The sequence below is a fragment of the Parabacteroides sp. APC149_11_2_Y6 genome, from assembly GCF_054506995.1.
Genome location: NZ_CP173709.1, coordinates 2,576,621 through 2,589,808 on the forward strand (window position 1 = coordinate 2,576,621; position 13,188 = coordinate 2,589,808).

The 13,188-nt window shown below is 51.9% G+C and carries 16 protein-coding genes; 6 read left to right on the forward strand and 10 right to left on the reverse strand.

Features of this window, described 5'->3' with window-relative positions; genetic code table 11:
• Window positions 1-6: 6 nt before the first annotated feature.
• The 7 genes from ACGE0T_RS10555 to ACGE0T_RS10585 form a co-directional block, all read right to left on the reverse strand.
• Window positions 7-2,502 (reverse strand): TraG family conjugative transposon ATPase, encoded by a 2,496-nt coding sequence (locus ACGE0T_RS10555; protein WP_127074891.1) that lies wholly within the window; start codon window positions 2,500-2,502, stop codon window positions 7-9.
• Window positions 2,499-2,825: a DUF4133 domain-containing protein gene (locus ACGE0T_RS10560; protein ID WP_029427933.1), complete on the reverse strand. Its 327-nt coding sequence runs from the start codon at window positions 2,823-2,825 to the stop codon at window positions 2,499-2,501. The genes ACGE0T_RS10555 and ACGE0T_RS10560 overlap by 4 nt, the downstream gene beginning before the upstream one ends.
• 20 nt (window positions 2,826-2,845) lie before the next feature.
• Window positions 2,846-3,148: a DUF4134 domain-containing protein gene (locus ACGE0T_RS10565; protein ID WP_004303800.1), complete on the reverse strand. Its 303-nt coding sequence runs from the start codon at window positions 3,146-3,148 to the stop codon at window positions 2,846-2,848.
• A 145-nt stretch (window positions 3,149-3,293) separates the two neighbouring features.
• The gene (locus tag ACGE0T_RS10570; protein ID WP_004303801.1) at window positions 3,294-4,034 is read right to left on the reverse strand and encodes a hypothetical protein; all 741 of its coding nucleotides are present in this window, start codon (window positions 4,032-4,034) and stop codon (window positions 3,294-3,296) included.
• Window positions 4,031-4,450 carry a DUF3408 domain-containing protein gene (locus tag ACGE0T_RS10575; RefSeq protein ID WP_004295458.1) on the reverse strand — a complete coding sequence of 140 codons (420 nt, stop codon included), beginning with the start codon at window positions 4,448-4,450 and terminating at the stop codon, window positions 4,031-4,033. The genes ACGE0T_RS10570 and ACGE0T_RS10575 overlap by 4 nt, the downstream gene beginning before the upstream one ends.
• Window positions 4,451-4,491: 41 nt before the next feature.
• Window positions 4,492-4,914: a DUF3408 domain-containing protein gene (locus tag ACGE0T_RS10580; RefSeq protein WP_004319163.1), complete on the reverse strand. Its 423-nt coding sequence runs from the start codon at window positions 4,912-4,914 to the stop codon at window positions 4,492-4,494.
• 6 nt (window positions 4,915-4,920) lie between these two features.
• Window positions 4,921-5,673, reverse strand: coding sequence for a ParA family protein (locus ACGE0T_RS10585; RefSeq protein ID WP_004295460.1), 753 nt, complete (start codon window positions 5,671-5,673; stop codon window positions 4,921-4,923).
• A gap of 703 nt (window positions 5,674-6,376) precedes the next feature.
• On the opposite strand from ACGE0T_RS10585, the gene mobA reads away from it, so the two are divergent.
• The 6 genes from mobA (at window position 6,377) to ACGE0T_RS10615 (ending at window position 11,204) form a co-directional block, all read left to right on the forward strand.
• The gene (mobA, locus tag ACGE0T_RS10590; RefSeq protein WP_004295462.1) at window positions 6,377-6,799 is read left to right on the forward strand and encodes a conjugal transfer protein MobA; all 423 of its coding nucleotides are present in this window, start codon (window positions 6,377-6,379) and stop codon (window positions 6,797-6,799) included.
• Entirely contained in the window at window positions 6,793-7,938 is a 1,146-nt protein-coding gene (gene mobB, locus ACGE0T_RS10595) for a conjugal transfer protein MobB (protein ID WP_004295463.1), read from the forward strand. The genes mobA and mobB overlap by 7 nt, the downstream gene beginning before the upstream one ends.
• Before the next feature lie 37 nt (window positions 7,939-7,975).
• The gene (gene mobC, locus ACGE0T_RS10600; RefSeq protein WP_005681351.1) at window positions 7,976-9,985 is read left to right on the forward strand and encodes a conjugal transfer protein MobC; all 2,010 of its coding nucleotides are present in this window, start codon (window positions 7,976-7,978) and stop codon (window positions 9,983-9,985) included.
• Window positions 9,986-10,139: 154 nt separating this feature from the next.
• On the forward strand, window positions 10,140-10,421 hold the full coding sequence (locus ACGE0T_RS10605; RefSeq protein ID WP_004295465.1) for an Imm17 family immunity protein: 282 nt from the start codon (window positions 10,140-10,142) through the stop codon (window positions 10,419-10,421).
• A gap of 4 nt (window positions 10,422-10,425) precedes the next feature.
• A complete protein-coding gene (locus ACGE0T_RS10610; RefSeq protein WP_004295466.1) occupies window positions 10,426-10,821 on the forward strand; it encodes a hypothetical protein in 396 nt (131 codons plus the stop codon).
• Complete coding sequence (locus ACGE0T_RS10615) at window positions 10,818-11,204, forward strand: hypothetical protein (RefSeq protein WP_004295467.1); 387 nt, start codon at window positions 10,818-10,820, stop codon at window positions 11,202-11,204. Before ACGE0T_RS10610 ends, ACGE0T_RS10615 begins: the two co-directional genes overlap by 4 nt.
• A 28-nt stretch (window positions 11,205-11,232) precedes the next feature.
• Here the strand turns inward: ACGE0T_RS10615 and ACGE0T_RS10620 are convergent, their stop codons facing one another.
• The 3 genes from ACGE0T_RS10620 to ACGE0T_RS10630 form a co-directional block, all read right to left on the reverse strand.
• Window positions 11,233-11,823 (reverse strand): DUF4948 family protein, encoded by a 591-nt coding sequence (locus ACGE0T_RS10620; protein ID WP_004319175.1) that lies wholly within the window; start codon window positions 11,821-11,823, stop codon window positions 11,233-11,235.
• A gap of 92 nt (window positions 11,824-11,915) precedes the next feature.
• A complete protein-coding gene (locus tag ACGE0T_RS10625; RefSeq protein ID WP_004295469.1) occupies window positions 11,916-12,461 on the reverse strand; it encodes an imm11 family protein in 546 nt (181 codons plus the stop codon).
• Between the two features lie 75 nt (window positions 12,462-12,536).
• The gene (locus ACGE0T_RS10630) at window positions 12,537-13,142 is read right to left on the reverse strand and encodes a hypothetical protein (RefSeq protein ID WP_004295470.1); all 606 of its coding nucleotides are present in this window, start codon (window positions 13,140-13,142) and stop codon (window positions 12,537-12,539) included.
• Window positions 13,143-13,188: the final 46 nt, after the last annotated feature.

Genomic DNA, 13,188 nt, shown 5'->3' on the forward strand with positions numbered 1-13,188 from the left:
CTCCCTTTAACGTTTGCCCTCGGCGAGCTGCCTGATCGCCAGTTCTATATCACCGCCCAGCTCGCCGGCAAGCCGCTGTACCTCCACTTTCTCCGTTTCCTCGGTCGTGTAGGCCAGGTACTCCGGGACGCTGACCTCCGTGGCATAGACCGCCGACTGAACGCCGCCCAGACCGATCCAGACCTCCTTGTATTTACGGGAAGGGTTGTTGGACTGGTTGATCGAGAGAATCTGCGCCTTCTCCTTGTCGGTCAGCCCCAACAAGGACTGAATCGCGTCGAAACGGTTCATGAACTTGCGCTGGTCGAGCAGGATCTTGCAGTCCGAGTTGTTGATGATCGCCTCCTTGACCACCGGGCTGGAAATGATGTCCTCGACCTCCTGCGTCACAACGATGGCCTCACCGTAGTATTTGCGGACGGTTTTATACATATAACGCAGATATTCAGCCATATTGGCCGTAGAGAGCGCCTTCCAGGCCTCCTCGACGATGAGCTGTTTGCGTACCCCCTTGAGCCGTCTCATCTTGTTTATGAAAGCCTCCATGATGATAATGGTGACCACGGGAAAAAGCTCCTTGTTTTCCTTGATGGAATCCACCTCGAAGACCACGAAGCGCTTCGAGAGCAGGTCGATGTTGGCCCGGGAGTTCAAAAGGAAGTCGTAGCGTCCGCCCTTGTAATATTGCCGCAGGGTGATGAGCATGTTGTCGATGTTGAAATCCTCGCGGCTGACCCGGATCTCCCGCTCCTCCAGCTCGCGGCGGTAGTCGTCCCGCAGGTACTCGTAGAAACTGTCAAAACACGGCACGATATTCCGGTCGGCGCGGATACGCTCGATATAGGCGTTCACGGCACTGCCCAGCTCGCCGCTCTCGGTCTTCGTGATCTTGTCGTCCTCGGTTTTCCAGAGTGTCAGCAGCAGCGTCTTGATGCTGTCCTTCTTCTCCACGTCGAAATAGTAGTCGTCGGTGTAGAACGGGTTGAAACTGATGGGATGTTCCTCGGTATAGGTAAAATACACGCCGTCCTCACCTTTGGTCTTACGCCGGATCAGCTCGCAAAGACCCTGGTAGCTGTTACCGGTATCCACCAGCACGACATGCGTGCCCTGCTCCCAGTATTGGCGGACTAAATGATTCATAAAGAACGACTTGCCTGACCCAGAGCCGCCTAACACGAATTTATTCCTATTCGTAATGATCCCTTTTTTCATCGGTTCGTCCGAGATGTCCAGGTGCAGGGGCCTGCCGCTTACGCGGTCGCACAGCTTGATGCCGAAAGGGCTGGACGAGGATTTATAGTTGGTTTCCTCCGTGAAGAAACAGACTGCGGGCTCGATGAACGTGTAGAACGATTCCTCGGCGGGGAAATCCCCCGCGTTGCCCGGCATACCCGCCCAGTAGAGCGTGGCGGCGTCCACGGTGTTGTGGCGCGGGCGGCACTCCATCAGAGCGAGCTGGCTGCCCACATCATTGCGGATATGCCGGAGCTCCTGCACGTCGTCCGACCAGGCCAGCACGTTGAAATGGGCCCGGACGGATTGAAGACCGAACGAGTGCGCCTCGTTGAGATACTGGTCGATCCACTCCTTGTTTATCTGGTTTCCGCGGGAGTAGCGGGAAAGGGACTGCATGTTACGCGCACGTTTCTCGAACATACGCAGGTTTTCGTCGCTGTCTTCCAGGAACACGTACTGGTTGTAAAGGTGGTCGCAGGAAAGCAGAAGCCCCACGGGGGCCGCGAACGACAGCAGGCAGTCCGAACGGTCGGTGGAAAGACGCTCGTAACGGGTATCCGTACCCACGCGCCCCGGCAGGTCTTCCGTGTCCGAGAGCGTGTGCAGGCACACCCGTTTGTTGCCCACGCGCAGAACCTCGGCCCCCAGCTCGATGTCCTGAAGAGAAGTCGTCTCCGAGAGCGAGAGGGAAAAGTACCGTTCCAGCAGGCCCGGACAATCCGCCGTACCCGTGATCTCGTCCCCCGTGAGGCGGACAAAGGTCAGGAAACCCGAATCGTTCAGAATACGCTCGAACTGTTCCGCCGCCTCCAGGAATTTTGTCGCCGATTCCCGGTTTACCTCTTTGGGAATGATGTTGCCCCGGCAGAGGGTCGAGAAGTCTGAACGCATGTGCATACGCTCCCTCGTCGTTTTCGTCAGGTAGAGGAAGCAGGCGTGGGTCAGGAACGGACGCTCGTTGAAATGCCGCTCGTAACTGCGGGAGAGGAAACTCATGTCCCCCTCGCCCGTGGCCGGGCGGTAACGCTCGCGGATGAACCAGTCCTGCTTGTGTACCACGCTGTATTCGGGCAAGACCTTCAGGGCCTTGCACCAGGCGGCGTGGATCGCCTCGTACTCGGCGGACGTGACGGTGAACAGCTCCGGGAGTTCGACCCGATAGGCGACCGTTATGTCCGCGTCCTTGCTGATGATACAACCGCCTTCCACGGCCAGGAGCGGGAACTTGCTTTCCAGCGTGGTGGCTTTCAAGATGTTTCTCATACGCGGCCCCCCTTTCTTTTCAGCAACCGGCGCAGGGACTTGCGGTTGAGCAGGTAGCGGGGATGCCGGCGCGCGGCGAACAGCTTCATCAGCCCGTGTTCCCCGTAACGGGCGTTCAGGCGGAAGGTAAGCCAGACCAGCACCGAAGCCGCCGCAACGCCGAAAGCGATACATACCCACTGATCGACCCCTGCCATGTAGAGGATGACGAACACCACGAAGACGGCCAGCAGGCCGCCCGCGAAGATGAAGAGGTACTGCGCCTTCAGGCCCCGGAACTCCACGCTCTTGCCGATTCCCTTGTTGATTCCATATTCCATAATTATTTGCATGACAGGTTGGACTACAAGAAGAAAGAGCGTAGGATCGTCGCGGCGACAATCAGGAAAATACACGCGCCGAACCAGCTCGCGGCGGTCTTCGACGTGTCGGGGTCGCCGCTCGAAAACTTGTTATAGACCTTGATCCCGCCGATAAGGCCGACCACAGCCCCAATCGCGTAGATGAGCTTCGTTCCGGGATCGAAGTAGCTGGTTACCATGTTGGTAGCCTCCGTAATGCCGGCGATGCCGTTGCCCTGCGCGAAAGCGGAGGAGATGGCGGCAAAGAGAAATGCCGCCGGAAGAAGAATCTTGTTCTTTCTCATAACTCGATAATGTTTGAATTGTGGCGCGGGGATGGATAGGCCCCGCACCGGGTTAAACTTCTTGATTCGGATTTTTTCAGTGGTTCGAGGATAGCCTCACGTGCTACCCGTAGTCTTTTTCTTTCATCGTGATGTCATTATGGGGTTAAACAAACTCACGGACGTCGAAACCCGTGGGAACCGAACCCTGCGGAGATGGGCTTTCCGCAGACCTCTCGGACATACGCCGGTGAAAGGCCGAGAGGTAGGTGTCGATCAGGGATTTTACCCTGTCGTTCCCGTCGGGGCGGCCCGAAACGATGACCTCGAACATGTCGGTCTGTTTCAGGCCCAGGAGGACACGTCCCGTTTCCTCCCTTTGCTCGTCTGTTGAAGGTGGATCATGTACCACGTGGCGGTAGGCTTCGCCCATCTGTTCAAAACTAACCCCCTGGGCAAGCGAGCGGCCCAAAAGGGGCAGCTCTTCGGTGTCGTCTTCATCCTCGTCATAATCCGGCTCCTCCGCGTCCGCATCCGGGAAAGATTCATCGTACAGCGGAAAGTCGATTTCCAGAGGTTCGTTAGGCTCCCCCTCGGGAGCGACACCGAACACTTCATCCAGGTCTTCCGGCGGAATCTGCCGGGGGTGTTCGGGTACATTCGTGGGCACAAATATATCGGCTTTTTCCGTAACTTTTTCAGTTTCAGATTCTACGGCAGCTTGTGGCCGGGAGTGGCGCGGGTCGAGGACAAAGCGGCTCCTGCCGATGATCTCCTGCCGGCAGGGCGTGTCTTCGGCAACGATCCCGTCTGCCGGTTCGTTACGTTCCATCCGCCGCAGGCGGAAAAACGCCCACAAGGCATACCCCACGGCAAAGAGGGGCAGCAGCCACAACGCCCCGTTCATCGCTCCTCCGCTTTGGGTTGCCGGGAGGCCACGGCCTCGCGTTCCTCGAAAAGCCGCTCGATGGTTTCCCGGTTATCGTCCAGGTGCGCCTTGAGAACCTTGTCCACGTAGGCCGTGATCGTCACGTCGCCACGACCGATGACACGGGTGATCTCGCGGATACGCTCGTGATACGACGGACGTATCTTCACGTGCTTGTTACCGGCGAAAGGCAGCCGCAGCAGGCAGATGTAACGGGCCAGGTACTCGGCCTCGGGGGTGGGGACAGTCCCCACGGCGACCTCCCCCGAAGGGCCGTCGGGGACGATAAGGGTTTTCATCCTGCGCCGGTAGCGGCACACGCGGAAGATGAAGGGCACGGCGACGCAAAGGACGGCCGCCAGGATAACAGATAAAATAATTGCTTTGTCTGACATGATGGATTGTTTTTAATAGGTTGTAAATATTGGGTTCATAACTAAAAAATATCGGAGTTCCGTTTCTTGTAGAGTTCCGAAATTTCCTCCTGATAGGTCGCGAAATGCTGCTCCAGCACATTGTCCAGGTAGCTATACAGCGAGAGTTCGTTCTTACCGATAACCTGCACTATCCGGGTTATACGCTCGTGAAACTCCTTGCGGATATACACCGTTTTGCCGCTTCGGGTATTGGAGGGGGCGTTCCGGATAAAAAGACGCTCGTAATCCTGGCCTTTCCCTCTTCGGCGGCGTCCCTCCTCTTTCGTAGCCGGCGAGGCGGCGGCCTCGCCGGACGGTTCCGATAGAGCCGATGCCTCCTCCTCTTTTTCCGGCGTGTAAGGATGTAATGGCCGGTTTCGGCTTTTGGCCTGGCTGATGATGAAGGAAGCGTCCAAACCGTCGTCATGTTCTTTTCCGCTCATAAGATCCTACTTTAACAGTTCGATCAATTCATCCACGAGTTTATCCAGGTTGCTGCCCCGGATCAAAGAACGGTCTGCCGGGAAGAGCGTGGAGCGGAAGACAGAGCGACGGCTGGCGTTCTGCTCACGACGAAAACGCTTGGTGTCAGGCAGGAAGGTCTTCAGAACAGGAAGACCCAGCTCTTTCATTACCGCCTCGTAAACCTGATATAACTCTGTCTTTTCACGTCCGTCCACCATGTTCCATAGCATATACAGCCCTTTCATCCGGGACTTCTCGCGGCCCATGATATGCTCCTTTACCACAACCGCGTAATTCAGGGTGCTTTCCATGACAACCCGGTCGGCACTGATCGGGGCGACGAGATAATCCATTCCGGCCAGGGAATGAATCAGATCCTCGTTATTGATCGTACCGGGAAGGTCGAAGAACACATAATCGAAATCACCTTGCGGCAGGAGGTAGTCGGCATCGGCCAACGCCTCTTTCGTGTTGCTTTCCACGACAGGATAGGCTTTCTTTTGAAGCCGGGTGAATTGTTCGTAAGCTAACCTCTTGTAATGTTCGTCTTCGAGGGCAAGCTTCAGGTCACGTTCCCGCATCTCCACGATGGAGTGTTGGGGATAATCGCAGTCGATGACCGCGACATTGAAACCCTTTACATAGTGCAGGTAAGAGGCTGCCAGCACCGTGAGGGTGGTTTTGCCCGCTCCGCCTTTCTGGGTGGAGAAGGCCACGAATTTCGTTTTCTCTTTCATTGTTCCATGCGTTTTTAGTTATACAATCGGGTAATCGTTCATCTCTTCACGTATCCGGACAAGTGACGGCATGAGATTTTATGCTGGTATGCCGGCACGCATATATGCTGGTGCGCTGGCAGGCTGTTACGCCGGTATGCCGGTGCATGGGCGCGTGTCCGATTTTATACTCATGCGCAACCGCATTTGCTTATCCGGACAAAGACCCGCTTTTTCCTCTGCACACGATGTTTTCTGCATCCGTCCACACGTGTGCGGACAGGGGGATGTGTCATTGCCCGTATCCGTTCTCACGTGCAAAGTAAACCCTTAAAAACACGGGTTGTATGCTCTTTTTCCGCTATGGCCGCGTGTGGCGTCAAAGTGGACGCAAGTGGCGTAATCGCTTATGGCACAAGTGATTGAATAGGTCGGTATCTTTGCCTCGTGAACGATCCCGACGCTAATGAAGCCGTCCTTGCCCCGTTTTACGGCGGCTTTTTCAATGTTCTGTCCGCGAGCGGGCAGAAGGTATTTGCAAAGGGCAAATAGCAAGCTGTGTTTTCTGCTGCACGATTCTCGTTTTGCAGCAGAAAACAGCTTGCCCGCAAGGGGGAGAAAGCACCTCCGGAGTCGGTGCTTTTCAGAAGGGCGGCAGGCCGCGAAGGGATCGGAATTTTCAGGAACCGGTGGGGCTCTGGCCTCTCCTTAAAATTTCGATGCGATGGAAAAGAACAGAAAGCCCCGAGGGGGCAAAGGGGGACGACCCGCGAAAAACGACCCGGCCGTTTACCGCTTTTCGGTAAACTTTTCAGCCGTGGAACATGCCCGTTTCCTCGACCTTTACGAGCAGTCCGGGCTATTGTCCAAAGCCGCTTTTATCAAAGCGAGAGTGTTCAACGAGGCGTTCCGGGTGGTAAAGACCGACCGGGGAACGCTCGAATACGTGGCGAAGCTGACCGCTTTCCACGCCCAATTCCGTGCCGTGGGAACGAATTACAACCAGGTGGTGAAGGAGCTGCACGCGCATTTTTCCGAGAAGAAAACACTCGCGCTGCTCTATAAACTGGAGAGAGCGACACGTGAACTGGCGGCCGTCGGGCAGCAGGTCGTGTCGCTCTCCGAAGAGTTCAAACAGCGATGGTAGCCAATATCACCACCGGAAAAGACGTGTACGGCGCGCTGGCGTACAACCAGGAGAAAGTCGATCGGGGCGACGGGAAAGTACTGCTGACCCACATCGTGAGGGAGCCGGCGGATGGGCGCTTCAACGTGGCCGCGACGGCAGAAGACCTCCTGCGCTGGATGCCCTCGCACTACCGGACGGAAAAACCCGTCGTGCACGTATCGCTCAACCCGGCTCCCGAAGACCGCCTTGACGACGGGCAGCTCGCGGAGATAGCCGGGGCCTACATGGAGCGCATGGGCTGGGGAGGACAACCTTATATCGTATTCAAGCATACCGACATCGGACGGGAGCATATCCATATCGTGTCGGTGCAGGTGGCCCAGGACGGGCGCAAGATAAACGACAGCAGGCGCAACGAACGCAGCGTGGCCGTTACCGAGGAACTGGAACGGGAGTACGGACTGCATCCCGCCAAAGGGAGAAGGCGGGAGAAAGGGCAAGGGATCGTCCCCGCCGATTACACGCGGGGCGACCTGAAACGCCAGGTGGCAGCGGTAATAAAACCGGCCGTGGCGACATACCGCTTCCAGACCCTCGGCGAGTTCCGGGCATTGCTGTCCTTATATAATATAGGTATAGAGGAAGTCCGGGGAGAGCGGAACGGAACCCCCTACCGGGGATTGCTCTACACGCTGCTGGACGAGAACGGGGACAAGGCAGTGGCCGCGCCGCTCAAATCCTCACTGTTCGGTAAAGAGGTCGGGTATGACGGGCTGGAACGGCACATGGAGCGTAGCGCCGAACGGTTCGGGAAGGACGACACGAGGAGGCAAATCCGTGGCCGGGTCGATAAAGCGCTTCGGGGAGAACCCACGGAGGAAGAACTGCGCGAACGCCTGCGGGGAGCCCGGGTGGATCTCTACATACGACGCAACGAAAACGGCCGCATCGTGGGTGTGACGTTCATTGACCACGAAACACGGACGGTCGTGAACGGATCACGGCTGGGAAAGGCATACTCGGCCAACGCCTTCGAGCTGCGCTTCGGCGGAAAACGGAATCCCGGGGAAAACACGAGGGGCTTGTCCCCGAAACAAGCGCCTGCCGGACGGGACGGGCAACGGAAGCGGAATACCTCACGACGGAGGAAAGTATAACATCTCAATTATCATTCATTTATTAAATCTTACGGTTATGCAACAGGAAGACGACCTTCGGGGTCTTGCTAAAACAATGGATTTCATGCGGGCATTGAGTATCTTGTTCGTGGTTATCAACATCTACTGGTTCTGCTACGGGCAGATACGGGAATGGGGAATCAATATCGGCGTGGTCGATAGGATTCTGCTGAACTTCGACCGCACCGCGGGGCTGTTCCGGAATATACTATGGACGAAACTTTTCGCCGTAGTGTTCCTCGCCCTTTCATGCCTCGGGACAAAAGGAGTAAAAGAGGAGAAAATTACCTGGCGGAAAATCACGGCATCGCTGGCCACGGGAGGCGTGCTGTTCTTCTTCAACTGGTGGCTGCTGGACTTGCCGCTGACGGCAGCGGCGAACGCGGCTTTCTACATACTGACCCTATCGGCCGGGTATATCTGCCTCTTGATGGGCGGCGTGTGGATGTCCCGCCTGCTGAAGAACAATCTCATGGATGACCCTTTCAATAACGAGAACGAATCATTCCAGCAGGAAACACGCCTGATCGAGAACGAGTACTCCATAAATCTGCCGACGAAATTTTACTATAACAAACAGTGGAACAACGGGTTCGCCAACGTTGTAAACCCGCAAAGGGCTTGCATCTGCATGGGAAGCCCGGGCAGCGGGAAGAGTTATTGTGTTGTAAACCAGTTTATTAAACAGCAAATCGAAAAGGGCTATACCCAATACATCTATGACTACAAGTTTCCCGATCTTTCGGAAATCGCTTACAACCACCTGCTGAATCACCAGAAAGGTTACAAGAAAATCCCGACTTTCTACGTCATAAATTTCGACGACCCGCGCCGCTCGCACCGCTGTAACCCCATTCACCCGGACTTCATGACCGATATTTCGGACGCCTACGAGAGCGCCTATACCATCATGCTCAACCTGAACCGAAGCTGGGTGCAGAAGCAGGGCGATTTTTTTGTGGAAAGCCCCATTATCCTTTTCGCGGCCGTGATCTGGTTCCTGCGCATCTACGACAACGGGCGGTATTGTACCTTCCCGCACGCCATCGAGTTCCTGAACAAGCGGTACGAGGATATTTTCCCGATTCTGACATCCTACCCGGAACTCGAAAACTACCTCAGCCCCTTTATGGATGCCTGGCTCGGAGGCGCTCAAGACCAGCTCCAGGGCCAGATAGCATCGGCCAAAATTCCGCTTTCCCGCATGATTTCGCCCCAGCTATATTGGGTCATGTCGGGCGATGACTTCACGCTCGACATCAATAACCCGAACGATCCCAAGATACTCTGCGTGGGGAACAATCCCGACAGGCAAAACATTTACGGAGCGGCTTTGGGATTGTATAATTCCCGGATTGTCAAGCTCATAAATAAGAAAGGCCAGCTCAAATCGGGCATCATCATCGACGAGCTGCCGACAATCTACTTCAAGGGACTCGACAACCTGATCGCCACGGCCAGAAGCAACAAGGTCGCCGTGCTGCTGTGCTTCCAGGATTTTTCACAGTTGAAGAGGGACTACGGGGACAAGGAGGCCGCCGTCGTGATGAACACGGTGGGCAACATCTTCTCCGGGCAGGTCGTAGGTGAAACGGCCAAGACACTCTCGGAACGGTTCGGTAAGGTATTGCAGAAGCGGCAGAGCATGACGTTGAGCCGCAGCGACAAATCGACATCCATATCCACGCAGCTGGACAGCCTGATCCCGGCCTCGAAGATCTCGACGCTCACGCAGGGAATGTTCGTCGGGGCTGTGGCGGACAATTTCGACGAACGTATCGAGCAGAAGATTTTCCACTGCGAGATTGTCGTGGACAACGAAAAAGTGAAAGCGGAAACGGCCCGGTACAAGAAGATACCACAAATTACCGATTTCACGGACGAGAACGGGACGGATCACATGAAACAGGTCGTGCAGGAAAACTACGAACGTATCAAGGCAGAGGCCGGCCGCATCGTCGCCGAGGAACTGGAACGTATCAAGAACGACCCGGTGCTTTGCAAGCTCCTGCCGGAACAGAACTAAATGAACACAAACACCCCCGCAAACACCCTCCGTTACCTTAACGGGGGCTGTTTCTTGGTTTTATAACCGCACAGCCGGTGTTTTGGAGCATAAAGTAGTGATTATGTGAACAGAAAACATTATTTTTGTGTTCGGAATCCTTTTAATTATAAGTATGACAGTTACCGATATATACGAAGCAATGAACAGCAAGGCGGAAGCGTTTTTCGAGTGGTTGCAGGCTCACCCGAAATACGGGTTGCTGTTTGGTGTCGGGTTGCTTGCCCTATGGCTTGCAGGGTTGCTGTTCCGTTGGAAATGGGCGTGTCATTGGCAGTTTAACAGCAAACTGTGGTTATTTGACGATTGCAAGCCTGAAACACGCCGCAGGGTTCAGATTGTGTTGGTCAGCGTTCTGATTATACTTATATTGGTTGGTTTCTTTGTATGGAGATAACGGTATGGAAAAGGACAATCGCAAATACCGGATCTGCTTCATCGACTATATGTGGTATGTAGCCGAGATATGGCACGAAAGGGAGCGTACCAATCTCAACGGACGTATGCTACTGTTTTGGTGCTGGCTCTTCGTCCTACTCATACCGCTTGGGGTTCCGCCGATATTGCGCCTTTTCGGCTGGATGATTGGTTTGGCCATAGTGATTCCTCTCTGCTTTCTTCCCGATTTATTCTGCAAGCTACGCTATACAGCCGGACGGCGTGAAGCGCTCCGTGAACATTACGGGAAGATGAAACATCCCGGCAGGAAGCTCGCCAAAATAGTTCTTATCGCTATCGCCCTGATCGTGGCAAATGTAGCGCTGATGTTCCACCTCGGATTTATACATTGGGCATGATGAAACGGCAGGAGAATAAGCAACGGTTCTATCTCTGGGACTACCTCTGGTGGATGGGGGAGAAATTGGAACAAGCAAGACGAACAGGCAGGGTCGATGGCGAAATGATGCTCTCGATTTATATCTTCGCTCTTTTGATATTCCCTATGATGACTGTTACTATCCGGCTTTTTCCAGGTGTGTCGGCATTGTTGCCATGTGTCGTTTTTAGCATTGTCACATTTGCCGTTATGTCGCTCGTCAGCAGGATTTACAAATGGCGAGGCAAAGCAGTGATGTCTCACTATGCCAAGTGCAGGTTTAACGAACTCCTTGCGGTTCTGTTATTTTTCCTTGCGATAGCCATTATCTGCTTTATGATGTATCTTCTTGACAAAAAGTGAAACAAGCTTTGATACGAACTCCGGGCCGTTATATCGAATGGTCTAACTCGATGTACCAGTTTCCCTTGATGGGTTTGTAAAGCGTGGTGTCGTTGTACGTCCTGCGGTAGATCTCGTTCAGGTCGCCATATTCGGTGATACGGATATTCCGACGGCTTCTCAATCCGGGATCGTAAACGAAACTCTTGGACGTTCCCGCATCCACGATGCCGTGGGAGTAGTACGGCATAACAAGGCTCACATATACCGAATCTGCCGTTCCCCATTCCCTGCGATCAACAAGGATAAAACCGCATCCAATCTCTGATAACAAGGAGTCGAGTAGGATTCGCTCCGGCTTCAACAGTCCATATACCGGAATGTCTTGTTCGTCATTCGTTTCATGGAATGTATCGCTTTGTTCTGTTGAATCAAGTATAATGACCTCTTCCGGAGAAAGCGGCGGGTAGTGAAAACTACCTTCTGAACTCTCTGCCATGATTTCGTACACCTTACGGAACGCCACCTCGTGCGTGGTGAAATGGCGTATCATTTCCTCGTCCGACGGCGGCATGGGAGGCTCTCCGCAGCTTGCGGCAAGCAGGATTACAAATAACAGGATTATGATTGGTGTTCTCATTTTCTAATGTTTAATAGGATGCAGATAATCACTGTTTAAGTGATTGATGTGCGTGTTATCAATACTTTAACTACAAACTTTAAAACAATCATTCATTTTATAATAATAGTTTCGTATCTATCAAAATGTATTCCTTGAAGATGATGTTTCAATACAAGGTTCTTAAATTCCTCCCCATAAAAAGTATAGCGACAATTTACATTCGGAAGTCTGAAAATAGTTTGCTCTTGGATTTTATTTTTATCCAACACAAATTTATTTATACAACTCACCCATCCTCTTTCTTTATCTAACCACACTATATCTGATTCTTTTTCAATCAAAGCATCTATTATATTGGTACAATGAAAAAAATAAAAACCTTTTGGCGACTTTATATCAAGAATTTCTCCATTTTTGATAAGAATATTTTCTAAAATACTTAATGCTTTGTCGCTAATAGTTAATAGAGGATTACAAAATTGTGATAAATCAAAATGTTTATGTCTATTACTTTTTTTCCATATATATTCCATCTCAGGAGGATTCCACTGCTTTAGTAAACCTTCAGCATGTCCCATACAATTTTGCCAATCTTCCACATTTGGAAAACGTAAATCGTTAAATCCTTCTAAACTACCTATTAAGTAAAAGTTCATATTGTCGTACTGTAATTGATAATGGTTTGACGGGGAACGGCGTTAGTCCGTTATCCCGGCTTGTTAATATTAAATTTATGTTTCCTGATAGATTGTTTCAGAATATAATTCTGTCGAAAGAATAATAGATTTTAATTCTCCATTAGACTTATAATCAAATGAATGTTGTAACGTATCCTGTTCAATATCATTTCTATCAAATTGTCTTATAACTATTTTTTGTAGGCGGTCATTTTCATAAAAATATGTTTCTTCTCTACTTCCACGAGAACCCTTTGAATACATTTTCTCTATTTTACCATTACTTCCATATAGATAATATCGGACATTCACAATACGTTTGCTATTATCATATGCAATAGTTTTCATGAGTTCCTTTTCATAAATGAAAAAGGTGTAATAGAATTGATTTTTAAGTTCCAAGCCCTCTCGGATTTCTATAATTTGATTTTTTACATCGAAATAATAAGTAAATAGGTTATTAGTTGTTTTGAGAGAAGTTACATTTCCAACTATTTTCCCTTGCTTAAACCTGTTTCTTTGATAAGAATAAGGGGATATTTCGTAGAACTCACCTTTGTAATTCTCTTCCCTTACAACATTCTTATCAATTTCTCTTTTCAATTCATCAAACATATTTCTCAATGAATTAAAATCATCTTTCAATTTATCAGGTATCATAGTGTTTCCTTTTAATATTAATGTTTGGTGGCTAACCGACCTTTCA